The organism is Butyricicoccus pullicaecorum DSM 23266 (assembly GCF_900167005.1).
In the GTDB taxonomy this organism is placed as follows: domain Bacteria; phylum Bacillota; class Clostridia; order Oscillospirales; family Butyricicoccaceae; genus Butyricicoccus; species Butyricicoccus pullicaecorum.
Genome location: NZ_FUXW01000002.1, coordinates 224,621 through 251,019, shown reverse-complemented (window position 1 = coordinate 251,019; position 26,399 = coordinate 224,621). Strand labels below are relative to the sequence as shown.

The 26,399-nt window shown below is 53.2% G+C and carries 21 protein-coding genes and 1 riboswitch; of the genes, 4 read left to right on the top strand and 17 right to left on the bottom strand.

Annotated features, from left to right (window positions below):
* From mutL to B5D52_RS05330, 15 genes are all read right to left on the bottom strand, one after another.
* Window positions 1–2,127, bottom strand: coding sequence for a DNA mismatch repair endonuclease MutL (gene mutL, locus B5D52_RS05400; protein ID WP_016146589.1), 2,127 nt, complete (start codon window positions 2,125–2,127; stop codon window positions 1–3).
* Between the two features lie 21 nt (window positions 2,128–2,148).
* The gene (mutS, locus tag B5D52_RS05395; protein WP_016146588.1) at window positions 2,149–4,743 is read right to left on the bottom strand and encodes a DNA mismatch repair protein MutS; all 2,595 of its coding nucleotides are present in this window, start codon (window positions 4,741–4,743) and stop codon (window positions 2,149–2,151) included.
* Window positions 4,744–4,766: 23 nt separating this feature from the next.
* A complete protein-coding gene (gene miaB, locus B5D52_RS05390; protein ID WP_016146587.1) occupies window positions 4,767–6,194 on the bottom strand; it encodes a tRNA (N6-isopentenyl adenosine(37)-C2)-methylthiotransferase MiaB in 1,428 nt (475 codons plus the stop codon).
* Between the two features lie 29 nt (window positions 6,195–6,223).
* Window positions 6,224–6,892, bottom strand: a complete 669-nt coding sequence (locus tag B5D52_RS05385; RefSeq protein WP_016146586.1) for a TIGR03936 family radical SAM-associated protein — start codon at window positions 6,890–6,892, stop codon at window positions 6,224–6,226.
* Window positions 6,885–8,723: a TIGR03960 family B12-binding radical SAM protein gene (locus B5D52_RS05380; protein ID WP_016146585.1), complete on the bottom strand. Its 1,839-nt coding sequence runs from the start codon at window positions 8,721–8,723 to the stop codon at window positions 6,885–6,887. Before B5D52_RS05380 ends, B5D52_RS05385 begins: the two co-directional genes overlap by 8 nt.
* Before the next feature lie 179 nt (window positions 8,724–8,902).
* Window positions 8,903–9,280 (bottom strand): ArsR/SmtB family transcription factor, encoded by a 378-nt coding sequence (locus B5D52_RS05375; protein ID WP_016146584.1) that lies wholly within the window; start codon window positions 9,278–9,280, stop codon window positions 8,903–8,905.
* 251 nt (window positions 9,281–9,531) lie between these two features.
* A complete protein-coding gene (locus tag B5D52_RS05370; RefSeq protein ID WP_016146583.1) occupies window positions 9,532–10,464 on the bottom strand; it encodes an SPFH domain-containing protein in 933 nt (310 codons plus the stop codon).
* A 19-nt stretch (window positions 10,465–10,483) separates the two neighbouring features.
* Entirely contained in the window at window positions 10,484–10,939 is a 456-nt protein-coding gene (locus tag B5D52_RS05365; RefSeq protein ID WP_016146582.1) for an NfeD family protein, read from the bottom strand.
* Window positions 10,940–11,130: 191 nt separating this feature from the next.
* Window positions 11,131–12,756, bottom strand: coding sequence for a chaperonin GroEL (groL, locus tag B5D52_RS05360; RefSeq protein WP_016146581.1), 1,626 nt, complete (start codon window positions 12,754–12,756; stop codon window positions 11,131–11,133).
* Between the two features lie 49 nt (window positions 12,757–12,805).
* Window positions 12,806–13,090: a co-chaperone GroES gene (locus tag B5D52_RS05355; protein ID WP_016146580.1), complete on the bottom strand. Its 285-nt coding sequence runs from the start codon at window positions 13,088–13,090 to the stop codon at window positions 12,806–12,808.
* A 153-nt stretch (window positions 13,091–13,243) separates the two neighbouring features.
* Complete coding sequence (locus tag B5D52_RS05350; RefSeq protein ID WP_016146579.1) at window positions 13,244–14,428, bottom strand: THUMP domain-containing class I SAM-dependent RNA methyltransferase; 1,185 nt, start codon at window positions 14,426–14,428, stop codon at window positions 13,244–13,246.
* Window positions 14,429–14,541: 113 nt separating this feature from the next.
* On the bottom strand, window positions 14,542–16,089 hold the full coding sequence (locus B5D52_RS05345) for an MATE family efflux transporter (protein ID WP_016146578.1): 1,548 nt from the start codon (window positions 16,087–16,089) through the stop codon (window positions 14,542–14,544).
* Between the two features lie 114 nt (window positions 16,090–16,203).
* On the bottom strand, window positions 16,204–17,346 hold the full coding sequence (tgt, locus tag B5D52_RS05340) for a tRNA guanosine(34) transglycosylase Tgt (protein WP_016146577.1): 1,143 nt from the start codon (window positions 17,344–17,346) through the stop codon (window positions 16,204–16,206).
* A 27-nt stretch (window positions 17,347–17,373) separates the two neighbouring features.
* Entirely contained in the window at window positions 17,374–18,402 is a 1,029-nt protein-coding gene (gene queA, locus B5D52_RS05335; RefSeq protein ID WP_016146576.1) for a tRNA preQ1(34) S-adenosylmethionine ribosyltransferase-isomerase QueA, read from the bottom strand.
* A gap of 63 nt (window positions 18,403–18,465) precedes the next feature.
* Window positions 18,466–19,860, bottom strand: a complete 1,395-nt coding sequence (locus B5D52_RS05330; RefSeq protein WP_016146575.1) for a SpoIID/LytB domain-containing protein — start codon at window positions 19,858–19,860, stop codon at window positions 18,466–18,468.
* A 97-nt stretch (window positions 19,861–19,957) separates the two neighbouring features.
* A riboswitch (Lysine riboswitch) is annotated at window positions 19,958–20,152 on the top strand.
* A gap of 122 nt (window positions 20,153–20,274) precedes the next feature.
* On the opposite strand from B5D52_RS05330, the gene asd reads away from it, so the two are divergent.
* From asd to B5D52_RS05310, 4 genes are all read left to right on the top strand, one after another.
* A complete protein-coding gene (gene asd, locus B5D52_RS05325; protein WP_016146574.1) occupies window positions 20,275–21,354 on the top strand; it encodes an aspartate-semialdehyde dehydrogenase in 1,080 nt (359 codons plus the stop codon).
* A 25-nt stretch (window positions 21,355–21,379) separates the two neighbouring features.
* The gene (gene dapA, locus B5D52_RS05320; protein WP_016146573.1) at window positions 21,380–22,270 is read left to right on the top strand and encodes a 4-hydroxy-tetrahydrodipicolinate synthase; all 891 of its coding nucleotides are present in this window, start codon (window positions 21,380–21,382) and stop codon (window positions 22,268–22,270) included.
* A gap of 10 nt (window positions 22,271–22,280) precedes the next feature.
* On the top strand, window positions 22,281–23,042 hold the full coding sequence (dapB, locus tag B5D52_RS05315; RefSeq protein ID WP_016146572.1) for a 4-hydroxy-tetrahydrodipicolinate reductase: 762 nt from the start codon (window positions 22,281–22,283) through the stop codon (window positions 23,040–23,042).
* 192 nt (window positions 23,043–23,234) lie between these two features.
* The gene (locus B5D52_RS05310; protein ID WP_016146571.1) at window positions 23,235–24,509 is read left to right on the top strand and encodes an HlyC/CorC family transporter; all 1,275 of its coding nucleotides are present in this window, start codon (window positions 23,235–23,237) and stop codon (window positions 24,507–24,509) included.
* A 48-nt stretch (window positions 24,510–24,557) separates the two neighbouring features.
* Here B5D52_RS05310 and B5D52_RS05305 read toward each other — a convergent pair whose 3' ends face one another.
* Both B5D52_RS05305 and B5D52_RS05300 read right to left on the bottom strand, forming a co-directional pair.
* The gene (locus B5D52_RS05305) at window positions 24,558–25,061 is read right to left on the bottom strand and encodes a GNAT family N-acetyltransferase (protein ID WP_016146570.1); all 504 of its coding nucleotides are present in this window, start codon (window positions 25,059–25,061) and stop codon (window positions 24,558–24,560) included.
* Between the two features lie 418 nt (window positions 25,062–25,479).
* Window positions 25,480–26,382 carry a radical SAM protein gene (locus B5D52_RS05300; RefSeq protein ID WP_016146569.1) on the bottom strand — a complete coding sequence of 301 codons (903 nt, stop codon included), beginning with the start codon at window positions 26,380–26,382 and terminating at the stop codon, window positions 25,480–25,482.
* Between the last annotated feature and the right edge of the window lie 17 nt (window positions 26,383–26,399).

Here is a 26,399-nt window from a genome sequence, read left to right as displayed (position 1 = left end):
TCACTGATTGACGCGCTTGAACATCTTGTCAAGCTCATACTTGGTTAAACGCACCGTGACCGGTCGGCCATGCGGACAACAGACAACGTCTGAGTCTTCCAGTACACGATTGCAGAAGTCTTGCAGTTCAGCCAGCGATGTCGTCATGCCCGCCTTGATTGCCGCCTTGCACGACACGGTATGAATGACATCGTCCAGACGATCGGGCACCGGCGTCCGATTGTTCATCAGCTTATCCGCCATTTCGGTGACCGTCTCCTGTACTGCGCCGCTATCGAGATAAGCCGGAATGGCACGAATGGCAAAGCTATTCTGTCCAAAGGGCTCGATATCAAAGCCAATCTCCCGAATGCGCTCCAACTGCTCGCAGAGCGCCGCGTATTCAGGTGCGGTCACTTCGGCAATCACAGGTGTCAAAAGTTCCTGTCTCGGAATATCTACGCTTGCACGCAGATGATTAAAAATCATGCGTTCATGTGCTGCATGCTTATCGATCAGGAGCAGTCCCTTGTCGTCTTCTGCCACAATATAAGTCTGGAACGCCTCGCCAAGCACACGGGCACTATGTTCCGGAATGACCGGCTGCGCCTCGGTTTCGGGCTGCGGCTCAGGCTGTACCGATGCGGTTTCAGCCGCCGGAGAGCGATCTCGATCATCTCCGGGAATCACCAGCTGCGGCAGGTAATCCCAGTCCAGACCGTCCTCATCATCTGCATTGACATACGGCTGTTTAATTCTATTCTGATGCAGCGGGAACTTTCCTGTACCCAGCTCTGCCGCCTTGGATGCGTAAAGAGAATGTACCTTTACCGTGCGTCCCATCAGGGAATACGAATCGGTAATGGGATACTTTTCCGGTTTGCTCGGCTTGGGCTGCGGCTCAGGCTTTTCGACCGGTGCAGGCGCCGTACGCTCAGGCATCGGTGTAGCGGTCGAAATAACAGGTTCTGCTTTGATTTCGACCTTGGGCTGCTCCTGTACCTGCACAGGCGGCGTAACCGGAGCGGAAACTGTTTTTTCCTCGACCGGCTTGACCGCAGTCGGCTGCGGCATGGTCATGCGCTGCTGTTCTTGCGTCAGGTGGTCTTCGCGAGCCGGTTTCTTTTCAGCATGTGCCTTGATCTCGGGTACGTTGTCATCCTGCTCGAGTGCATTCTTACAAGCCACATAGACCACGTCAAAAACTGCCTTTTCCTCGGCAAATTTGACCTCAGTTTTTGCCGGATGCACGTTGACATCGACCATGTGCAGCGGCAGCGTCAAGAACATAACGCCCGACGGATACTTGCCGGTAATCAGCTTATTGCGATAGGCTTCTTCCATCGCAGCCTGCATGACGCGCGACTTGACATAACGGCCATTGACGAAAAAGTGCTGCATGGAGCGATTTGGCCGTCCGGCATGTGCTTTGGTAATATAGCCCCAAGCCGAAAGACTTCCGCGAGAAAATGCGGGTACCTCGATGAGGTTTGCTGTCATCTCCTTGCCGAACACCGAGAACACCGGTGCAATCAGTTTGCCATTGCCCGGCGTTGCAAAGACCTGTCTGCCGTCTCGAATCATGGTAAACGCAATTTCGGGATGAGACAGCGCTGCATGCTGGACAACACCGACGACATAGCCTGCTTCGGTGAAATCCTTACGCAAAAACTTCATACGTGCCGGGGTATTGTAAAAAATATCCCGTACAATGATGGTCGTACCGTTCGGGCAGCCAGCTTCCTCATTTTCCAGAATCTCACCCGCTTCCAAGTGCAGATGCACACCTGCAAGGGTATCCGCCTGCTTGGTAAACAGGTCGATGCGGGAAACCGACGCGATGGCTGCCAGCGCCTCACCGCGAAATCCCAGCGTTCCAATCGCGGACAGGTCATCCTCGGTTCTCAGCTTACTGGTCGCATGGCGGCGAAACGCAATGGGTGCGTCCTCTGGTGACATACCACAGCCATTGTCTGCGATACGCAGGTAAGAAATGCCGCCGTTCTCAATCTCTACCGTGATTTGTGTTGCGTGCGCGTCGATTGCATTCTCGACCAGCTCCTTGGCAACGGAGGCTGGACGCTCTACAACTTCACCAGCCGCAATCAGGTCGGCCAGATGATCGGACAATTCATGAATGATCGGCATGAGTTACAGCCTCCTTTCTCTTTAACTGAGCATCTGTTTGAGCTCATACAGTGCGGTCATCGCCTCAATCGGCGTCATGGTCTCAATTTGCATGCTGCGCAGCCGGTCGGCAACCGCATTGGTTCCCAAATCCATCAGCGATACCTGCGCAGGTTCACTATCCGCGACTGCATGCACTTCAACCTTGGGCGTATTGCTCTCAAGATCGGCTAAAATACGCTTGGCACGCTTGATGACCGGATTAGGCACACCAGCTAAACCAGCAACCTCAATACCGTAGCTGTCATCTGCGCCGCCGCGCACAATCTTACGCAAAAATGTAATGTTATCGCCGCGTTTTTTGACGGCGATATTGTAATTCTTAATGCCATCCACCAGATCTTCCAGTGCTGTCAGTTCATGGTAGTGGGTGGCAAATAGAGCGCGTGCACCGATGCGTTTTTTATCGGCGACATACTCGACAACAGCACGTGCGATGGACATACCGTCATAGGTGGACGTACCGCGTCCGATTTCGTCCAGAATGAGCAGGCTATTGCGCGTTGCTCCGCGCAGGATATCTGCAACTTCGCTCATCTCGACCATAAACGTAGATTGGCCGCTTGCAAGGTCATCAGATGCACCGACACGGGTGAAAATACGGTCTACAATACCGATACGTGCCGAAGCCGCCGGTACAAACGAGCCCATCTGCGCCAGAATGGTAATCAGGGCAACCTGACGCATATAGGTGGACTTACCTGCCATATTCGGGCCGGTAATGACAGCGACTCGGTTGTCATCCTGATCGAGCAGCGTATCGTTCGGAATGAACAGACCACCGCGCAGCATCTTCTCGACAACCGGATGACGGCCATCCTTAATATCGATCCGTCCGGAGAAATCCACCTCCGGGCATACATAATGCTCATTGGCTGCCAAATCGCTCAGGGCTGCCAGCACGTCGATATTGGACAGTGCATGCGCCGTGCGCTGGATGCGGTGTACCTGCGCTGCAACGTGCTCACGCACCTCGCAAAACAGCTCGTACTCCAATGCGGTCAAACGCTCCTGTGCACCGAGTACCTGGCCTTCCAGCTGCTTGAGTTCCTCGGTAATGTAGCGCTCACAGTTTGCAAGCGTCTGCTTGCGGATATAATGTTCCGGGACTGCATCCAGATTGGTCTTGGTGACTTCCAGATAATAACCGAATACGCGATTGTATCCGATCTTGAGTCCCTTAATACCGGTTGCCTCGCGCTCCCGCTGCTCGATCTCGGCAATCTTGCCCTTACCGCCCGATGCCAGACCGCGCAGGTCGTCAACTTCCGGTCGAAAGCCCGGTCGAATCAGTCCCCCTTCACGCACCGAAACCGGCGGCTCGTCCACAATGGCGCTGCCGATCAGCTCACAAATATCGGTCAGCGGATCAATGCGCTCGTTCAACTCGTGCACGAGCGGGATCTTGTCCAGCTCAGAGAGCAGCTGCTTGATGAGCGGCAAGCGCTCGAGCGATGTCTGCATGGCACGCAGGTCGCGGCAATTTGCCGTGCCATAGACCACACGTCCAATCAGACGCTCAATATCAAAAAGCTGGTCAAGCTCATCGGTCAAATTAGAGTGCAGTACCGGATCGTCACACAGTGCACCGATTGCCTGCTGACGCTTGCGAATATGCAAGGGATTAAGCAGCGGTTTTTCCAGCCACTGACGAATCATACGCGAACCCATGGCCGTCTTGGTACGATCAATCACCCAGAGCAGCGAACCCTTCTTTTCCTTGGTTCGCATGGTCTCGCACAGCTCCAAATTGCGTCGTGCAGTCAGGTCAAGTTCCATGTACTGACCCTGCTGGTAGACGTTGAGTGTATTGAGTCCGCCCAAGCTGGCTTTCTGCGTTTCCTCCAGATAGTGCAACAGACCACCCAGTACGCGCACGACAATGCCATTTTCTCCCAGTCCGTTGGCTTCGATTGCCTGCGCACCGAAATGGGTTTCAACCAGTGCATACGCCTGTTCTGCATCAAATGCCTGAGCATCGAGCGGCGAGAAAATAGAATCCACACGCTCTTTCAAAAAGCCCTGCAGCGAGGTATCAGTCACAGCGTCACCGCCGAGCAGGGTTTCGCTGGGCAGAAAACGTCCCACTTCGCTGAGCAGTTCTCCTGCGGTGGTCGTCGAGGTCGCATATACTTCACCCGTGGAAATATCGGCAAAGCATACGCCGCCGGCAGCGCCCTCGGTAAACAGGCAGCACAGAAAGTTATTGCGGCGTTCATCCAGCATAGATGCCTCAATGACCGTACCCGGCGTGACCATGCGCACAATATCACGCTTGACCAATCCCTTGGTGGTCTTGGGGTCTTCCACCTGCTCACAAATCGCTACCTTATAACCCTTTCGCACCAGACGACCAATATAGCTTTCGCTGGCGTGATAGGGTACGCCGCACATGGGCGCACGCTCTTCCTGTCCGCAGTCGCGTCCGGTCAGCGTCAGTTCCAGTTCACGCGAGACCAAAATGGCATCGTCAAAGAACATCTCATAAAAGTCGCCCAGACGATAAAACAAAATATAATCGCGGCACTTCTCCTTGATCTCGAAGTACTGCTTCATCATTGGGGTTAGCTCTGCCATGTTTTTTCCTTCTTTTCTCGGTCTCATACGCTTCGGCCAAACAGGCAGCGCAGGGAAGTTTTTTCAATCACAACATCGGCAAACTCACCGATCTTCAAGTCATCACCCGCGCAGCAGACCAGCAGACCTCCCTCGGTGCGTGCGGTCAGCGGATACTCGGTTCCCTTGCTCGTACCATCTACCAACACGCGCAGGCGCTTGCCCTGATAGGCGTTTTGTCTTGCCTGCACCGTCTCGTCCTGTGTCTTCAGCAGACGCTCAAAGCGTGCCTGCTTAACTGCGTGCGTGGTGTCATCGGGCATTTCTGCCGCAGGCGTACCGCTGCGCTTGGAGTACAGGAAGGTGTACAGCATGTCAAAACCAACTTCTGCAACCAGCGTGCGCGTCTTCTCAAAGTCTTCCTCGGTTTCTCCCGGGAATCCAACGATGATATCACTCGACAGGGTGATGTCCGGCATCTTGCTGCGTGCATACGCGATCAGTTCGCGATAATGCTCAGCCGTATAGCCGCGGTTCATGCGCTTGAGCACGGTATCACTGCCCGACTGGAACGGCAGATGCAGCTGCTTTGCCACCTTATCACAGGCAGCCATGGTATCAAACAACTTATGCGAAGCGTCCTTGGGATGACTGGTCATAAAGCGCAGCAGGAAATCTCCCGGTACTTCGTTCAGGCGCATGAGCAGATCGGAAAAATCAATCTGCTCGTCCAAGTCCTTACCATAGGAGTTTACATTCTGACCGAGCAGAGTGATATCTTTATAGCCGTCTGCGACCAGCTGCTCTAACTCGTGTACGATCTCCTCCGGTGCACGACTGCGCTCGCGGCCGCGGACATAGGGTACGATACAATAGGTGCAGAAATTGTTGCAGCCGTACATGATGGACAGCCATGCCTTGGTACCGCCGTCACGCAGTACCGGCAAGCCCTCGGCGATATAGCCTGCCGCGTCTCCACTGGTATCAAAGACGCGCTTATCTCCGGTCAAGCGGCGATACAGCAGCTCGGGAAAACGCCAGAGCGCATGGGTACCGAACACCAGATCAACCTGCGGATAACTCTTCTTGATTTTGTCCGGCATGTGCTCCTGCTGGACCATACAGCCGCACAGGCAGATGGTAACCTCAGGACGTGCCTTCTTCAGATGAGACAGTGCGCCGACATTGCCCAGCGCACGGCTCTCTGCATGCTCACGCACCGCACAGGTGTTGATGACAATGACATCGGCATCTTCGGTACGGTCGGTCTTTTCATAGCCCATTTCGTCCAGCATGCCGGCGATCCGCTGGGTATCTGCCTCGTTCTGCTGGCAGCCAAAAGTCTGGGTGAAGGCTTTCGGGCGCTGTCCACGCACCTGTGCCTTGTCCTCGTTCATACGGGCGATGAACTGCATATATTCATACTGATGTGCAATCTGTTCTTGCGAGACAACTGTCTTGTTATTTGGCATGTAATTTCCTTTCTGCCGAACGAATTCAATTATCGGAATGCCTGCATCTTATCGTTATAGACGCACAGGCGGTGATAGGCCGCACTCGAAATCTCATACTGCGGCAAATACTGCGCAATCGCACGCGTCAGATACTCCGGGCTCATATTGTTGTTACCCGCAGCGGTCACGACCTCAGCGATCACCTGACCGTCCTGCTCGGTGAGTGCAAAACCATTCATCAGCTCGCGCATGTTGACGGTCTTTTCGCCGCGCTTGGAACGCTTGACGATCTCCACAGTCGGCTGTGCAAACAGCTTATTGACATTCTCTGCAAAGTCCGCGGGCACACCGTCTGCAAATGACCAGGTAATTCGATACTTCGACCATGCGATATCGCGCAGCGGCATACCGCCGTCTGCGAGCGGATAAATCTCAATGGCACGCAGGCCTTCCGGGAACACGGCATTGAGTGCTTCCACGGCATTGATCGGTACATTCTCGGACAACAGGTTAAAGTCCAAAAACTCATACTCGCCCGAGTAACCGGTCGAGAGCGGAAGGGCAACCGACACGTAAGCGTGCTGGTTAAAACCCTCGGTAAACCAGAGCGGCATCTGGCAGCGTGCCATTGCACGCTGCATGGTATGCATCAGATCGAGGTGAGAAATATATTTCGCACGGCCTTCCTTGGCAAATCGCATTCTAGCCTTAAACACAGCACTTACCTCCCTCGAGCAGTCGATTGGAGCCGCAGGCAGCACACTGCTGCATGCAGTCCGGGGTGACAATCGCCTGACGCGAACGCTCCCATTCACGCTTCAAGTGATCCTTGAGCGTACCGCAGCCGATATGATCCCACGGGAACAGCTCGTCGAGCGGGCGCTGACGGTATGCGTAGAACTTGGGGTCCAGTCCGCAGGATGCAAATGCGTCCATCCACTTTTCATACGAGAAGCACTGATCCCAGCCGTCAAACTTACAGCCGTTCTTCCACGCGGTATAGATCGCAGCACCCTGACGGCGGTCACCGCGTGCAATGACACCCTCCATAACCGAAGTCTCAGCATCATGCCAGTTATAGGTCACGTTCTTAGTGCGCATGATCTTCTTCATATAATCCTGCTTGCCGCGGAACTCCTCGAGCGAGTTCTGTGCATCCCACTGGAACGGGGTCTGCGGCTTGGGCACGAAGCACGAAGCCGAAGCAGTAATCTTGACGCCGCGCTGACGGTTGTCAGTGTTCATGCGCCAGCAATAAGCAACCTTCTTGCAAATCTCAGAGATACCGTCGAGGTCTTCCGAGGTCTCGGTCGGCAGACCAATCATAAAGTACAGCTTGACATTATTCCAGCCACCCTTGAATGCAATCTCGCAGGCATGCAGAACGTCATCTTCGGTGATGTTCTTGTTGATGACATCGCGCAGACGCTGGGTACCTGCCTCACACGCAAAAGTCAGACCGCTCTTGCGCACCTTCTGGACGCGCTGCATGAGCTCCGAGCTGAAGCTGTCCGCGCGCAGCGACGGCAGCGACAGGCTGATATGACGCGGCTCACAGTAGTCGAGCATGCACTCGGTCAGCTCACTCAGCTCACCGTAATCACTCGTGGACAGTGAGGACAGCGAAATCTCCTCGTAACCCGAATTTTTCAGGATAGCCTCGGCCTGCTTCATCAGGGTTTCCTTGGACTTGCGGCGCAGCGGGCGGTAGGTATGACCTGCCTGACAGAAACGGCAGCCACGCGGACAACCGCGGAACAGCTCGATCATCGCACGGTCAAACACGATATCGGTCGAGGGAACGACAAAGTAGTCCGGATAGTACATGGTATCCAGATCACGTACAATGCGCTTCTGTACGAATGCCGGTGCACCGTCCTTGGGCGTAATTGCCTCAATCGTACCGTCTTCCTTATAGCTAACCTCATAGAGCGCCGGAACGTACATACCGGGAATCTTGGCCGCTTCGACCAGGAATTCGTGCTTGGACAGACCACGCTGTACCGCACTCTGATACAGATTGGTCAGATCGAGCATGATCTCCTCGCCATCACCGATCATAAACAGATCGATAAAATCGCAGAGCGGTTCGGGGTTGTAAGCACACGGGCCGCCGGCGACAACCAGATTTTTAAGGCCCGGACGATCCTTAGCCAAAATCGGCACGCCGCCCAGATCTAGCATGTTCAGAATATTGGTAAACGACAGCTCGTATTGCAGCGTAAAGCCGATGATATCAAAATCAGACAGCGGATCGCCGCTCTCCAGGCCGTACAGCGGAATTCCTGCACGGCGCATCTCGTCTTCCATGTCAATCCAGGGTGCAAAGACACGCTCACACCAGATATTCTTCTGATCGTTGAGCAGTCCGTACAGAATGCGCGAACCCAGATGGGACATACCGACTTCATAAACGTCGGGGAAACAGAACGCAAAGCGTAAATCAACATTGTTTTTATCTTTGGTCACAGATCCCCATTCACCGCCGACATAGCGGGCAGGCTTTTGTACACGGGGCAAAATCTGTTCCAGAGCAGTATGCAGCATGACAATCCTCCATTTCATATACAGAGTTTATTATATTACGAATCCCGAAAAAGCGCAATTCAAAATCTAGAAAATGCTTTTTCCGCGGAAAAGATTGTGCTTTTAAGCTAAATTTCGTGCGTATCAAAATTTCTTTTTTCAACGAATCGCAGACCATCTACATGACAAAGGGAGACGCTTTACACGTCTCCCGTCGTTTCTTCCTGTACATGTTCGATGCCCTGCCGTAAAATGGTGCGAATATGACCATCGCACAGGGTATAATACACCGTTTTTCCCTCTTTGCGTCCGACAACCAAACGCGCCTGTTTGAGAAAGCTGAGCTGATGTGAAATGGCCGACTGGGTCATGCCCAAAAGATCAGCAATGTCACATACACACAGTTCGTGAATCGCCAGCGCGGACAGAATCCGCACCCGTGTTTTATCCGCAAATGCCTTGAAAAAATCCGAAGTCAGCCGTGCAGTCTGCTCGTCCGGCATCCGGCAGCCAACCTGCTTGACCGCTTCACAGTGTACGCAGTTTTCTTCGCAGCACATCAGAGGTTCGTTCACCATAGTTTCACCTCATACCGTTCTACCCGGTCTCTCTCCGAGCCGGTACATCTATTATACACGATTCCCGCCCTGTTTTTCAAACATATTTTCTATTTTGCCCTCTATTCCGCTCTTTTTGACGTTTTTCGTCCTTTTAATGACATTTTCAGAGAATTCATACTTTAGATATCCCACATTTTGTATCATTCATATAAGGGAGGAAAACTGCTGGAATATAAAAAGTGCAGCTGATTTCAGCTGCACTTTTATGTTTATCGGTTGATTTTCTTATCTTCCTGAATCTGGTCGCTCGTAATGACTTCCTTAAGTCCGGCTGCCAGTCCTGCAAGGCCCTGAATCTCAGACGGAATGATGATCTTGGTTGCCTTACCGTCTGCTGCCTTGGAAAATGCCTCAAGTGCTTTCAGACGAATGATCGGGTCGGTCGGTGCAGCATCATTCAGCATCTGGATGGAATCTGCCAGCGCCTTCTGTACGGTGAGCAGTGCTTCTGCCTCGCCTTCCGCTTCCTTGATCTTTGCCAGTCGCGTTGCTTCTGCGCGCAGAACCATGGACTCCTTCTCACCTTCTGCAACCAGAATCTTGGACTGCTTCTCACCTTCTGCGGTCAGGATTGCCTCTCGACGATCACGCTCTGCCTTCATCTGCTTTTCCATCGACTCACGAATCGCAGTCGGCGGAATGATGTTCTTCAGCTCGACACGTCCCACCTTGATACCCCAGGGGTCGGTTGCTTCGTCCAGAATCGCACGCATCTTGGTGTTGATGATGTCACGGCTGGTCAGCGTCTGGTCAAGTTCCAGATCACCGATAATGTTACGCAGCGTCGTTGCGGTCAGGTTCTCAATCGCTGCCATGGGATTTTCAATGCCGTAAGTATAGAGCTTCGGATCGGTAATCTGAAAATATACAACGGTATCAATCTGCATGGTAACATTATCCTTGGTGATAACCGGCTGCGGCTCAAAGTCAACAACCTGCTCCTTCAGCGTTACCTTGCGGACAATGCGCTCAAACAGCGGAATTTTTACATGCAAACCGGTGTTCCAGGTGCCCTGATAGGTGCCCAGACGTTCAATAATATACGCATGTGCCTGCGGCACGATGACGATGTTCTTTGCAATGATGATCAGAACGATCAGTGCCAGAATAATCCAACCAGCGATAGTCGCGATAGTAGCCATACTTGACCTCCTTACTTCTTCATACCTTATCGGTCGTCGGGACAGACTCGACGATTGCTTTCACGCCGACAATCTCTCGCACGCGTACAACGCTCCCCTGTGCGATGGGTGCGCCGTCCGCCGAGCGTGCCGTCCAATACTGTCCCATAATCTTGATTTCACCCTGTGCTTGTGTGTTGTCAATCGCCTGTGTCACAATTGCCTGCTCGCCCAGAATACGATCGGCATTGGTGGCTGCTCCCTTCGGTTTGAGCACACGCCGCGCAAACGGACGAATCAAAAGCATAAAAATTGCAGACACGATGATAAATACCACCCACTGCACTGGCACAGAAGCGCCTAATGAAGCTGCGATCAGGCTTCCGACTCCGCCCAATGCAAACCAAACTGCATTCAGGCTGAGTGTAATCGCTTCCACAATCAACGCCGCGACGATGACAAGAATCCAGCACGCGTTGTCTGACAGCCAAAACATTCGAGTATCCCTCCTTTGAACTGGGTCGATCCTTTCACAAGTATCTTACCCGGCTGTTTATCGCTATTATACTGCACCGGTGTTAAAATGTCTATGCTTTCTGATATTGATACCAGATTGTCACCAAAAAAGGCGGCTGTTCATACGAACAGCCGCCTGAAAACATTCTTTTGTACCAAATTGTCTCAGAATTAGTACATGCCGCCCATGTCCGGAGCCGGAGCAGCCGGAGCAACAGGCTCCTTCTTGTCTGCAACGATGCTCTCGGTGGTCAGAACCATCGAAGCGATGGATGCTGCGTTTTGCAGAGCCGAACGGTTTACCTTGGTCGGGTCTACGATGCCGGACGGGATCATGTCGCAGAACTCTTCCTTGTAAGCGTCAAAGCCGAAGCCAACCTTACCGGAGTTCTTGATGCGGTCAAGTACAACTGCGCCGTCTACACCAGCGTTTGCAGCGATCTGCTTAACCGGTGCTTCCAGACCACGCATGATGATCTGTACGCCGGTCTTCTCGTCGCCCTCAACCTCGCTCAGCAGCTTCTCAACTGCCGGGATTGCGTTGACGTATGCGGTACCGCCGCCTGCAACGATGCCTTCCTCAACTGCTGCACGGGTTGCATTCAGTGCGTCCTCGATGCGCAGCTTCATTTCCTTCATCTCAACCTCGGTTGCAGCGCCAACCTTGATAACTGCTACGCCGCCAGCCAGCTTAGCCAGACGCTCCTGCAGCTTCTCACGGTCGAAGTCAGAGGTGGTCTTCTCGATTGCATTGCGGATGGTTGCAACGCGAGCCTTGATTGCCTCAGAATCGCCAGCGCCGTCAACGATGGTAGTGGTCTCCTTGTTGACCTTAACCTGACGAGCCTGACCCAGCATCTCCAGAGTTGCATCCTTGAGCTCGATGCCGATGTCCTCAGAGATTACAGTACCGCCGGTCAGGATTGCGATATCCTGCAGCATATCCTTGCGGCGATCACCGAAGCCCGGAGCCTTAACTGCAACGCAGGTGAAAGTGCCGCGCAGACGGTTTACGATCAGGGTAGACAGAGCCTCGCCCTCGATATCCTCTGCAATGATGAGCAGCTTGCGTCCCATCTTTACGATCTGCTCCAGAATGGGCAGCAGGTCAGCGATAACCGAAATCTTCTTATCGGTGATCAGTACCAGTGCGTCGTCCAGAACAGCTTCCATCTTCTCGGTATCGGTTACCATGTAGGGGGTAACGTAACCGCGGTCAAACTGCATGCCCTCAACAACCTCAGAGTAGGTCTCTGCGGTCTTGGACTCCTCAACGGTGATAACGCCGTCGGTGGAAACCTTCTCCATTGCCTCGGAGATCAGCTTGCCGATCTCGTCGTTACCGGAGGAAACAGCTGCAACACGTGCGATATCAGCTGCGCCGTCTACCTTCTTGGACTGCTCAGCGATTGCCTTAACAGCGGTCTCAACAGCCTTGTTCATGCCCTTACGCATAACCATCGGATTTGCACCAGCAGCCAGGTTCTTCAGGCCCTCGTGTACAAATGCCTGTGCCAGCATGGTAGCAGTGGTGGTACCGTCGCCTGCAACGTCGTTGGTCTTGGTTGCAACTTCCTTAACCAGCTGTGCACCCATGTTCTCAAACGGATCGTCCAGCTCGATGTCCTTTGCAATGGTGACACCGTCATTGGTGATCAGCGGAGCGCCGAACTTCTTTGCCAGAACAACATTGCGGCCCTTGGGACCCATAGTAACCTTAACGGTGTCGGCCAGCTGGTCGATACCATTCATCAGCGACTTGCGTGCTTCTTCGCCAAACTGAATCTGCTTCGCCATAACTCAATTACTCCTTACAATATCAAACAAATAATCAAATGGAATACGCTTACTCAACAACAGCCAGAATGTCACCCTGACGGACAACGATCAGGTCTTCGCCGTCAATCTTGACTTCGGTGCCGGAGTACTTGCTGGTGATTACCTTATCGCCAACCTTTACCTGCATGACAACTTCCTTGCCGTCAACGATGCCGCCGGGGCCAACCGCCAGAACCTCAGCTACCTGGGGCTTTTCCTTTGCGGAACCGGTCAGGATAATACCGCTTGCAGTGGTCTCTTCTGCTTCGACCATCTTGATGACAACGCGGTCAGAAAGGGGCTTCAAAGTCATAATCTATTCCTCCTAAAAGATTAGAATACAAAATCACTTAGCACTCAAAACATCAGAGTGCTAATCCGGTTATTATGATACATCAAGTATACTGGAAACGCAAGTGGTTTTTTGAAGAATCTAACAAAAAATTTGTGAAAAATTTATGAATGCTTATCGACGTTCCCGCTTTCCGGAGTTTGGCACTTTGCTGTCTCTCCTGCCAAACGGTCGGCGCGCCTCCTGTGGACGGAAATACATATACAGATCACATTTAATCATACCATTATACAGCTTGCGGCGCTTGTCCGCCTGATATCCATAAAAACGCTCAAATTCCGGGTCGGATGTCAGGTAATACTGACGCAGTTCACTCTTTCCGACCGCACGACCAACTGCACGGTAAATCGCCTGCGCACTCTCGCGGTCCATCAGGCGCTCGCCATACGGCGGATTGGCAAACAGGACACCGGACTGCGGATACACTCGCTTGGCTGCGTCTGCCTGCTCAAAGCGGATGAAATGTCCGACGCCTGCCTTCTTGGCATTCTCCTGCGCCAGCACCACGCACGCCGGGTCAATATCACTGCCGCACATATCCAGCGTTAGATCGGTACGCACTGCTGCAATCGCCTGTTCGCGCGCTGCCTTCCAGCGCGCATCTCCAACCCACGACCACTTCTCCGCATCGTAAGTGCGCATGAGTCCGGGTGCACGGTTGAGCGCAATCATGGCTGCCTCAATGGCAATCGTGCCCGAACCGCAGAACGGGTCGATCAGCGCATCGCGGCCGCGCCAGCGTGCCAGCTTGACCATCGCTGCTGCCAGTGTCTCACGCAGCGGTGCCGCGTTGGCATTGGCACGATAGCCACGCTTGTGCAGTCCCGATCCCGAGGTATCCAGATAGATTTCTGCCATGTCGTGCATGATCGAAAACTGAACCTGACAGCGGACACCCTTTTCCTCAAACCAGCTCACACCATAATGTCCACCCAGTCGGGTGACAATCGCTTTCTTGATGATCTTCTGACAGTCGGGAACACTGTGCAGCTTGGAATCCAGTGCATGTCCCTTAACCGGAAATGCCGCATCTACCGGCAGAAAATCCTCCCATGGAATCGCCTTAACGCCTTCAAACAACTGGTCAAACGTATCCGCCCGGAACGCTGCCAGACGAATCAGCACGCGCTCGGCGCAGCGCAGATTCATATTTGCCCAGATCAGTGTATCTTCATCGCCGGAAAACAGGACGCGGCCGTTTTCCGCGCGTACATCGGTCAACTTACCGCCGAAACGCAGCTCATCGGCAACGATTCCTTCCAATCCGAACAGCGTCGGACAACAAAACTCTAATTTCATCTTTCCACCTCAACATCTAAAACAGCGAGCATTCTGCAAAAGAAAGGCTCCTGTCCTGAGACAGGAGCCAATCACTTTTTCTGACCTCATAATACCTTGTTTCTGTCAAAAAGTCAATAGAACAGCATCAAATCATGCATCGGACGCCCGCGAACGGACAGGTATTTTTCGATTTTGATGTCAAACAGCCGCAGAAAGCACAGGTACAGCGCGATCGAACATACCACCGCACAGCACAGTCCCATCCACTGGCCACCCAGCCAACCGACAAAGAACGAATAGAAAATCCGCGTCCACAGCCATACAGCAAATCCACAGAGCAGCGGTGCACCCAAAAAACGCTGAAGCCGGATGACCAGAGCGCCGCAGGAAACCAAGCGAATCAGGTTGCACAAAACCACATAGATCGGCGCGATGCACTGGGCAATCAGATAGCCATACACACGCAAATGCGGCTGTCCTGCCATGAGATATACCAAAATCAGTTGAAGTGCTTCACCGGACAATGCGCTCATGACCGTAAACTGTTGTCGTCCGATGCCGTTGAGCAGACAGCCAGTAATCATCTGGTAATAGCAAAAGATTGCAGACAGACCAATGAGCCAAAAATACCCGGTGGGAACAGCTCGATAAAAAAACAGTCGGGCGATAACCGGGGCAAGCGGCAACAGCAGTGCAGTTGCCGGAATGCCCACGATGCCGGTCGCGAACAAACTCTGTGAGGTAAAATGCTGCAATCTGCTTTGATTGTGCTTGGAGGCGTATCGACTGGCCTGAGGCATGGCTACCGTGCACAAGGATGCCAACAGCGCGATCGGCAAAAACATGATGGGTGACGCGATGCCCGAGACAATACCCAGTGCAGAAATGGCTTCGATACGAGACAACCCGGAAGCGACCAGACGAGTCGGCAGAATGACCGCACCGGCAGACGCAATGCCATTGGTCACGAGGGCCGAGGCCGAAACCGGCAGGACAATCTTCCAAAACGGGTCTTTTCCGGTTGGCGGTGGACAATGCGCAGGCAAATGCAGTCCCCCATACATGTGTACCATCATCGCAGCACTGACGCACTCACTGATTGCCATACCGGTGAAAATCAGCACGGCAATGCGTCCCAGATCAGCAGTCTGCTCAAAAGACAGCAGTGCAATGGTCGCGCCGATGCGTACAATCTGTTCGGTCAGTTCACTTGCCGCGGCGTTATCCACGCGATTCATGCCGATCATGGTGGATTTAAGGATATTCTCAACACCGGTCAGTAAAATGCATACCAGCATAATGGGCATGGCATCCACCGTACGCCCATCGCCAAGCAACTCGGTACCGATCCAATCCCGGAACCCCAGCAGGATGGTGCCTGCGCACAGGAAAAAACACAAAAAAGTACGTGCGGCTCGATACACCAGCTGTCGTACTGCTCCCGCTCGCCCTTGGGCACTCCACTCGGCTGACAGGCGGGTACATGCCATCGTAACACCCGAAAGTGTCGCTGCGTGAATAACAATATACGCAGAAAATGCCAGACGATAAACGCCCAGTCCCTCAGCTCCCGCAAACCGGCTGAGGAAGATACGATATACAAATCCCAAAAGCTGAAGGCCAATGTTGGAGACACAGAGCAAAAACAGCCTTCCCATGAAACTATCACACTTCCGCATGGACACGCCCCCTTTGTTCTCGTTCCAAGTATACGGGACAGCGCTCCAAAAAAGACCAAACAAAAAGCGATGCAGAAAAGGTATCTGCACCGCTTGAATGTCATATATTTGAAATCAAATGCGCTTTGCCAGCTTCTCGCTGTACTGTGCGCGGAATTCAGCAAAGGTTCCCTGATCCAATGCCTCTCGAATCTTAACCATGAGATTGTTATAGAACCACAGGTTATGCTGTACCAGAAGGCGCTGGGACAGCATCTCGCCTGCCTTGAGCAGATGACGCACATACGCACGCGAGAACTTGCGGCAGGTCGGACACTGGCAGCCCTCTTCAATCGGACGGTCATCGGTCTGGTACTTCGCATTATGGATATTCATAATACCATCCCAGGTAAACAGATGACCATGACGTGCATTGCGGGTGGGCATGACGCAGTCGAAGAAGTCAATGCCGCGTGCAACGCCCTCAATGATATTGGACGGTGTACCAACGCCCATCAGGTAGCGCGGCTTATGCTCAGGCGCATGCGGCAGAACAACGTCCAGAATATGATACATCACATCCGTACTCTCACCGACTGCCAAACCACCAATTGCATATCCGGGTAAATCCAGCTTTGCGATCTCCTCCATGTGTGCAACGCGCAGGTCATCATAGGTGCCGCCCTGGTTGATACCAAACAGCAGCTGATGAGGATTGACGGTATCCGGCAGGCTGTTCAATCGTGCCATCTCCTCTTTGCAGCGTACCAGCCAACGCGTGGTACGAGCACAGGAGTCCTTTACATACTCATAAGGCGCCGGATTCTCAATGCACTCATCAAATGCCATCGCGATATCCGAACCCAGGTTAGACTGGATTCGCATGCTCTCTTCCGGACCCATAAAGATCTTTCTGCCGTCTACATGCGAGTTGAAGGTCACGCCTTCCTCTCGGATCTTGCGCAGCGAAGCCAGCGAGAATACCTGGAATCCACCCGAGTCGGTCAGCATGGGACCGTCCCAGCGCATGAACTTATGCAAGCCGCCCATCTGCTTTACAATCGCGTCGCCCGGACGCACGTGCAGATGATAGGTATTGGACAGCTCTACCTGACAACCGAGTTCCTTCAGGTCGAATGCGTCAACCGCACCCTTGATCGCTCCAGCCGTTCCGACATTCATAAATACAGGGGTCTGTACCAGGCCGTGTGCGGTCTGAAACGCACCACGTCGTGCCTTACCCTCGGTTTTCTTTAACTCAAATGCTCCAATTTCCATTGTGTCACCTCTTGATTTGAAACTCTCTTACAAAAACAGCGTGCTATCGCCAAACGAGAAGAAGCGATACTCCTGTTCTACCGCAGTCTTATACATATCCAGCACCCGCTCGCGTCCGGCAAATGCCGAAATCAACATCATAAGCGTACTCTCGGGCAAATGGAAGTTGGTCACCAGATGATCGATGCACTTAAAGCGATAGCCCGGATAGATGAAAATATCCGTCCAGCCAGACTGCGCACGTACCGTGCCGTCTTCCGCTGCAATGGTCTCCAGCGTGCGGCATGCGGTTGTGCCAACTGCAAATACATCATGTCCCTGCGCGTGTGTCTCGTTAATAATACGTGCTGTCTCCTCATCCATGGTATAGAACTCAGAGTGCATGATATGATCGGTAATCTCTTCCTCCTTAACCGGACGGAAGGTTCCCAAACCAACATGCAAAGTCACAAACGCGGTCTTTACACCCTTAGCACGAATTTCATCCAGCAGTTCCGGGGTAAAATGCAGTCCCGCAGTCGGTGCTGCTGCCGAGCCCGGTGTCTTGGAGTAAACGGTCTGGTAGCGCTCCGGGTCATCCAGCTTTTCCTTTATGTAGGGAGGCAGCGGCATGGTACCCAGCTGCTCAAGCAGTTCAAGGAAGACACCCTCATACTGGAAGCGAATCATACGGTTGCCATCCTTGGGATTGACCGACTCAACCACACCGGTCAGCAGTCCGTCACCGAACGACAGCTTGACACCCTCTCGGGTCTTCTTGCCCGGTCGGGTCAGGCATTCCCACACACCGTCACCATGATCGGTCAGCAGAACGACTTCGATCGGTGTGGTGCGTCCTTCGGCCTGTCCCATCAGGCGTGCCGGAATGACGCGCGAGTTATTCATAACCAAGCAGTCACCCGGCTTTAAATATTCAATCAGATCGTGGAAATGTCTGTGCGACAGTTCTCCCGTCTTGCGGTCCATGACCAGCATACGCGATGCGTCGCGCTGCTCCATCGGATGCTGTGCGATCAATCGCTCGGGTAAGTCAAAATAAAAATCACTCTTCTTCATAGTAAATCGGGCGGTTTCGCCCTGGTTCCTCCTTCGCTGTTTGTTCCCGCTCTATCTCAAACCTCACTTTACCGTAACGCCGGTAAAGTAGAACTGTAAAATCTGATCGTAGGTATATCCCTGCTCAGCCATTGCCTTCGCGCCGTACTGGCTCATACCAACGCCATGTCCCCAACCGGTTCCACTGAATGTATAGCTTGCTCCGGTCGCTGCCGGGTCTGCTGTATTTATGGTTGTCTGACTGCCAGATGTGGTCGTCGTAATGGTCTGGGTGCCTGTTCCGGTCAGTGCAGTCTTGCCGTTTGCCGAACCAATCGCAGACACCGTGCCATTTTCCGACACTGCATACAAACTGCCATCGGTTGCCAGGGTACCGTTTATGTACAGTCCGCTCGCCGCAGAATTGCTCGTAACTGCCTGCGTGGAACCCAGACCGTTCACCGTATAGCGAATGCTGTTGAGTCCCAATGCGGTACGGCATTTATCCTTGGACAGCACGACCTGCTTCCCGCTCGTATCGGTGATGGTCAGTTCATTGACATTGCCCACCGCAGTACGCTTTGTTACTTGAACCGACTGTATCGTACCAATCAAATATCCCGCGCTTTGCAGCTTGGACTGCAGCTCAGCCGCAGTCAGGGTCACGCTCCACACGCCATTCGATGCCGCAGCCGTATTTTCATACGGGTCAACCTTGCCGGTCAGGTATGCATAATTACCGCCCCAGACGTTGACCGAAGACTCGGTCGCTCCGCCGTCCGACGAGAAGAAACATCCCACGACCTTCTTGTCGTTCTCATAAATATACTTTCCCTGCGTCTCATCAACTGCCGCGTCTGAATTTGCGGTTGCGCTATTCGCTCCCTTATATACCTGACAATGAGTGCCGTTGCAGACGTCAAATCCCTGGCTCTTATGGCGATCCATCTGTCCGTCCGCATACGACCGCGCACAGACAGCCTGCGCTTTGAGCGCTTCCTTAGGCCAGCTGGCCGACATCTCATACGGAATAACGCCCTTGATATAGTCCTCCAAACCGACATAGTTCACCACTGTCACAGCGTTGCCCGTTCGGGTATATACAAAGTCGCCGCGATACTTATACTTGTTAAACCAAGTCAGTGTTCCGCGCGGCGAAATGGCAAGTGTCGTCCCGCTCGTCTGATAGAGCACCTGTCCGGAATCGGTATCCAGTACAGCCAAACCAGTTCCCTGCGGCTTGATCGTCAGTCGGGTCTGGCTCACACTGATCGCCGCCGAAAACGATGTACCGTTCATGGTGCCGATGTCATATCCCGTACCGTCAACATTTTGAAGCTGCGGTGCGGCCATCGCCGTCGTATCATACGCCAGTCCCACACGTACAATCGTCTGACTCTGCACAGTGGATACCGCCGCCGAAGCCGGTGTGCACAGCAGCACGCCCGCAAGCAAAAATGCTGCAAATCGACGTCTCATACGAACTGCCTCCTTTTTTCATGAATCTCGTCTTGACAAACCGCATCCTGTGCAATAGAATAAAGGCATATTATACTTTACCTAAATAAAGAAATTTCCTTCAGATAGAGGCGCGGTGTTCATCAGTATCGTCTGGGAGGGGCCGTAACCCCGGTGACCATACGAAAAAGGGACCATCGCCGAAGGTCAGCCTGCGTTACGGCACGGTCGTCCTGGATGCCGCGGAGAATATCCCGTCGTCTGTCACTGCATAGAACGATTCGCGCTGTGCCGGTGGAGTGCTGTCTTGGTTTAGTTAGGACAATGATCCTGTCTTTCCATTATAGTGAGTCTATACCGGTTTTTCAACCGGTTTTTTTCGTATCTGTCGGAGATTTCAAGTGAACGGTTAAGATACAGGAGGATCTTGTAATCATGAAGCAGTATCAGGTAGGCATTGTGGGCGCAACCGGCATGGTCGGTCAGCGTTTCTCTCTCCTTTTGGAAAATCATCCCTGGTTCCACGTCGTAGCTCTCGCAGCTTCCGGCCGCAACAAGGGCAAGACCTATGCAGAGGCCGTTGAGGGTCGCTGGAAGATGACCCGTCCCATCCCCGAGTCCATGAAGGATATGGTTCTTCTGGATGCAACCGAGGACGCAGAGCTTCTCGCTTCCAAGGTCGATTTCATCTTCTGTGCCGTTGATATGAAGAAGGATGAGATCCGTGCACTGGAAGAGCGCTATGCAAAGCTCGAGTGCCCGGTTATCTCCAACAACAGCGCAAACCGCCTGACTCCCGACGTTCCCATGATTATCCCCGAGATCAACGCAGACCACGCCAAGATCATCGAGGCACAGAGAAAGCGTCTGGGCACCAAGCGCGGCTTTATCGCAGTTAAGTCTAACTGCTCCATTCAGAGCTACGTTCCCGCACTGTCGGCCATCTGGGATCTGGGCGTAGAGGAAGTCGCTGTCTGCACCTACCAGGCAATCTCCGGCGCCGGCAAGACCTTCGACACCTGGCCGGAAATGATCGACAACGTCATCCCCTACATCGGCGGCGAGGAAGAAAAGTCCGAGGTTGAGCCGATGAAGGTTTGGGGTCACATCGAGGGCGACCACATTGAGCCCGCAGTTTCTCCCAAGATCACCGCACAGTGCCTGCGCGTACCGGTTGCCGATGGTCACATGGCTGCTGTCTTCGTAAAGCTCAAGAACAAGGCTTCTAAGGAAGAGATCATTGCCAAGTGGCGTGCATTCTCCGGCCGTGCACAGGAGCTCAAGCTGCCTTCTGCTCCCGAGCACTTCCTGACCTACTTTGAAGAGGACAATCGTCCCCAGACCAAGCTCGACCGCGATCTTGAAGGCGGCATGGGCGTTTCGGTTGGCCGTCTGCGTGAGGATTCCGTATTCGATTACAAGTTTGTCAGCCTGTCGCACAATACCCTGCGCGGCGCAGCAGGTGGTGCGGTTCTGATGGCTGAGCTGCTGTGCGCCGAGGGTTATCTGGACTAATCGGCAAGGAGGAAACAAGTTTACTATGAAAAAGCCTGTATTTACCGGTGCCGCTGTTGCTATCGTCACCCCGTTTACCGCTTCCGGCGATGTAAACTATGACGAATTCAAGAAGATCATCGATCATCAGATCGAGCATGGTACCGATGCAATCGTCATTGTCGGTACCACCGGCGAGTCCTCTGCCATGACCCTCAAGGAGCATGCAGAGGTTGTCGACTTCGGCTGCTCTTACATTGCAGGCCGCGTTCCGGTTGTTGCCGGTGCCGGCTCCAACGACACCGCAGCTGCCATCGAGCTGACCCGTGAGGCTGCGGCTTCCGGTGCAGACGCCGTTCTGTCGGTCACCCCGTACTACAACAAGACCACCCAGCGCGGTCTGATCGCACACTTTGAGGCAATCGCAGATTGCAGCGACTGCCCGGTTATTCTGTACAACGTACCCAGCCGTACCGGCCTGAGCATTGCAGCTGAAACCTACGCTGCACTGTCCAAGCATCCTAACATCAACGGTGCAAAGGAAGCAAGCGGCAATTTCTCCCTGCTGGCTGAAGCAATGCATCTGTGCGGTGACGAAATGAACTTCTGGTCGGGCAACGATGATCAGATCGTTCCTCTGATGGCAATGGGCGGCAAGGGCGTTATCTCGGTTCTGTCCAACGTCGCACCGGCTGAGACCCACAAGCTCACCCAGCTGTGCTTCGAGGGCAAATACGAAGAGGCGCGCCGTATGCAGCTCGATTATCTGCCCCTCATCAATGCACTGTTCTGCGAAGTCAACCCGATTCCGGTCAAGAAGGCCATGGAGATTCTGGGCTGGAAGGTTGGCGACCTGCGTCTGCCGCTCGTTGGCGTAACCGAGGAACACGAAGCGCTGCTGCGTCGTGAGCTCGAGCGCATGGGCTGCAAGATCTGAGGTGTATCCCATGCCTAAAATTGTTCTTTCCGGCTGTAATGGCCGTATGGGCCGCGCGATTACCGATATCTGTGCGGCAAAGTCCGACATGCAGATCGTAGCTGGCTTCGATCTCAATGCGGTTTCTCTGTCCGATTACCCGGTCTTTTCCCATCCGGCAGAGTTTACCGGTGACTGCGATGTTATCATCGACTTTTCCAACGCAGCACTGACCGAAGAGCTGCTGGCGTTCTGCCTGTCTCGCCATGTTCCGGTCGTAATCTGCACCACCGGTCACTCGCCCGAGCAGCTCGCTCAGATTCAGGCAGCTTCCGAGCAGATTCCAGTCTTCCGTTCGGGCAATATGTCCATTGGCATTAATCTGCTGATGGATCTGCTGAGAAAGTGTGCGTCCGTTCTCGGTGAGGATTACAACGTTGAGATTGTGGAAGCGCATCACAACCAGAAGCTTGACGCGCCCAGCGGTACCGCGCTGATGCTGGCCGATGCTGTTTCCGAGGCGCTGCCCTATGATGCCGAGTATGTCTACGATCGTCACGAACGCCGCGAAAAGCGTCCGGCGCATGAGATTGGCATTCATTCCATCCGCGGCGGCACCATCGTTGGTGAGCACAGTGTTATGTTCTGTGGCCGTGATGAAGTAATCGAAATTAAGCACTCTGCGCTCTCGCGTGAAGTCTTCGCTGTCGGTGCAGTCAACGCTGCCGCTTTTCTGGCAAAGCAGACGACACCCGGACTCTACAACATGAGTCACGTCATTGCAGCACAGTAACCGGTTCTTTCCAAACCAAATAAAGTTTCAAAGATCCGGAGCCTGTCTCCGGATCTTTCTCTTTCTTCATCTGGCATGCTCTGCCGTAATTTTTTACAAAGTTTTCATAGACGCTGTTTGATTTTCATGGTATAATCACCATAAATCTATTTATTAACCCTATATTTCATCTTTGGGAGGTTTCTTTTTTCCATGGACAGTAGTCACATACCCCTGGTCATAGCCATCGTCATTCTCATTGTTGGCTCAGCCTACTTTTCAGCCACTGAGACCGCGTTCTCATCCCTTAACCGTATCCGCATGAAAAACATGGCAGCTGATGGCAACAAGCGTGCTCAGCTCGCGTTGGATATGGCAGATCAATACGATCGTCTGCTCTCGACCATTCTGATCGGCAACAACATCGTAAACATCTGCTCGACCTCCATCGCCACCGTTCTTTTCATCGCATGGTTCGGCTCGAGCACCGGTCCGACGCTCTCTACCGTTGTCATGACCGTTCTGGTTCTGATCTTCGGTGAGATTTCTCCGAAAAGTCTGGCTAAGGAATCTCCCGAAAAGTTCGCGATGTTCTCTGCCCCCATCCTGCGCATCTTCCTCACTATTCTCGCACCGCTCAATTTCCTGTTCGGTCAGTGGAAAAAACTGCTTTCTCACATTTTCCCCACCGAAGCGGAAACCAGCATCACCGAGGATGAGCTGCTGACGATCGTGGATGAAGCGACAAACGACGGCACGTTCGACGAGCAGGAAAGTGACCTGATTCGCTCGGCAATCGAATTTAACGATCTGGACGTCATCGATGTGTTTACGCCCCGTGTATCGGTCTGCGGCATCGAGGACACCGCTACAACCGAGGAAATTATCGAAGTGTTCCGCGACACCGGATTCTCTCGTCTGCCGGTTTATCAGGACAACATTGATCACATTGTCGGTATCCTGCACGAGAAGGATTTCTACAATCATGTGATTGCTGAGCACAAGCCGCTCTCGTCTGTCCTTCAGCCCCCGCTCTATATTGCACCTTCCCTTCAGATTTCCGATCTGCTCCGTCTCTTCCAGCAGAGTCAGACCCACCTGGCAATCATCACCGATGAGTACGGCGGTACGGCCGGCATCGTAACGATGGAAGATATCTTGGAAGAGCTGGTCGGCGAAATCTGGGATGAACACGATACGGTAGAACCCGAGATCGAACAGCTCTCGGAAACTTCCTACCGGGTACGCGGTGAGACCCGTTTGTCCAAGCTCTTCGACGAGCTTGACCTGGATACACCAGAAACCGACCTGACAACGGTCAACGGTTGGCTGATGTCTCAGCTGAGCTCGATCTATGACAAGGAAGTCTTTGTGTTCAACGGTCTGAGATTCACGATCGAACAGACCAACGGTCGTTATATCTCGTTTATTCTGGTTGAACGCATCTGTCCCGAACCGATTGATTCAGCAAAGGACAGCGCATCTTAAAACGCATACAAAAACGCCCCGACAAATATCGTCGGGGCGTTTTTTCGTTTACTTGAGCAGTGCAAAGACAACGCTGTCAATTAGTTGATCATTCTTGCAGACGCGATTGCAGAAGTATCCCTCTCGCTGGAAATGATCTTTTTCCAGCACGCGGATTGATGCCGGGTTATTGGTGAGCACCTCGGCTTCAATACGCACCAAATCGGTTTCACGGAACGCCCGCTCGCACAGGTCAGCAACTGCACGGGTGGCAATGCCGCGATTCCAATAGGACTCTCCCAGCCAATAGCCCAATTCGCCATTTTTACTGTACACATCGTCTCCAAACGTCAGCGTAATGCCGCCCGCAATCTTACCGTCCACCTCGATTGCACGCACCCAGGCTCGGTCGCAGTGGGTACGCAATGCGCCGTTGATAAAGAACTGTGCATCCTCCTCGGTATACGGATGCGGAAATACATTGCGCAGGTGCTCTGCTACCTTCTCGTTGTTGGCCTGCTCTGCCAATGCCGCAGCGTCTTCCGGTCTCCATGTACGAATCTGAATCTCCATCTTACATTCCCTTTCTCCATCAAATGGTATTGGTTTGTGGGATAAGGGATATAAAAAAGCCCTCGTCCCTGACTACGTGCAAGGACGAGAGCGAAATCGCTTCGTGTTACCACCTTCACTTTATCCGCACCTCACGATGCGAACCTCTGCGGGTACGGAACGGACAGACTGCCGCTCGATATCCAGGCGCTGTAATGGGCGCACCCATCGCATCCTATTGCGTGATCATCCCACGCAGGTCGGTACGCGGCTCCAAGGCCATTTTCCAGACGCGCTTCCAGTCCCCGTCACACCACACCGGGGCTCTCTGTGCTTTCGGTCACGCTGTACTTTCCTTTTCATCGCCTTTACGCTATGAATCTGTTTCACTATGAGGTCAGTATAACACCCGTTTTCCGGTTTGTCAACCGATTTTCGGTTACACGCCCTGCCCCTCAAACGATGGAATAAAGCTCTCGCTGATCGACTCTTTATCCTGCAAAAATCCGGCAAGTCCCAGCTCAGAAAACAACGTGACTGCCTGTTCGTATTCCTCGTCGGTAATCTTTCGGTCAAGCTCCGGGTAACGTTCTGCCATACCAAACGGTGTGTACTGACGCATGAGGCTCACCAGAATCCGATCACCAAAGTGCTCGGCCAGATAGCGCAGCACCTGTGCGGTATCTCCCGCCAGTCCCGGCAGCATCAAATGACGGACAATCGTGCCGCGCGTCATCATCCTCGTCTGGTCAAACTGCGGTGCACCAGTCTGGCGTACCATTTCGGCAATGGCTTCCTTGGCAAAATCAGGATAATCAGGCGCACCTGAGTACATTCCGGCATAATAGCTGCTATAATACTTGAAATCGGGTAAATAGATATCGATCAGGCCATCTAACATGCGCAGCGTCTCCACTGTCTCATAGCCGCCGCAATTATAGACGACCGGTATGTGCAGCCCCTGTGCCTGTGCCTGCTGCAAGGCTGCTCGCACCGTGGGTGCATAATGAGACGCGGTAACCAGATTGATGTTATGTGCGCCCTGTGTCTGAAGCTCCAGAAAAATTTCGGTCAAACGCTCCTGCGTCACCGGTTTCCCCTGCGCTTCCCGTCTGCTGATTGTCCGATTCTGGCAGAATACGCACCCCAAAGCACAATGGGTGAAAAAGACCGTACCCGATCCCCGCTCACCAGACAGCGGCGGTTCCTCCCACGCATGCAGTGCCGCACGTCCGACATAAACCACATCAGATGCGCCGCAGAATCCACATGCGCCACTGGTACGGTCGACACCGCAGCCGCGCGGACACAGGGTACAATGACGATATGCATTCGGTTCCATTTACGTTCCCTCTTCCC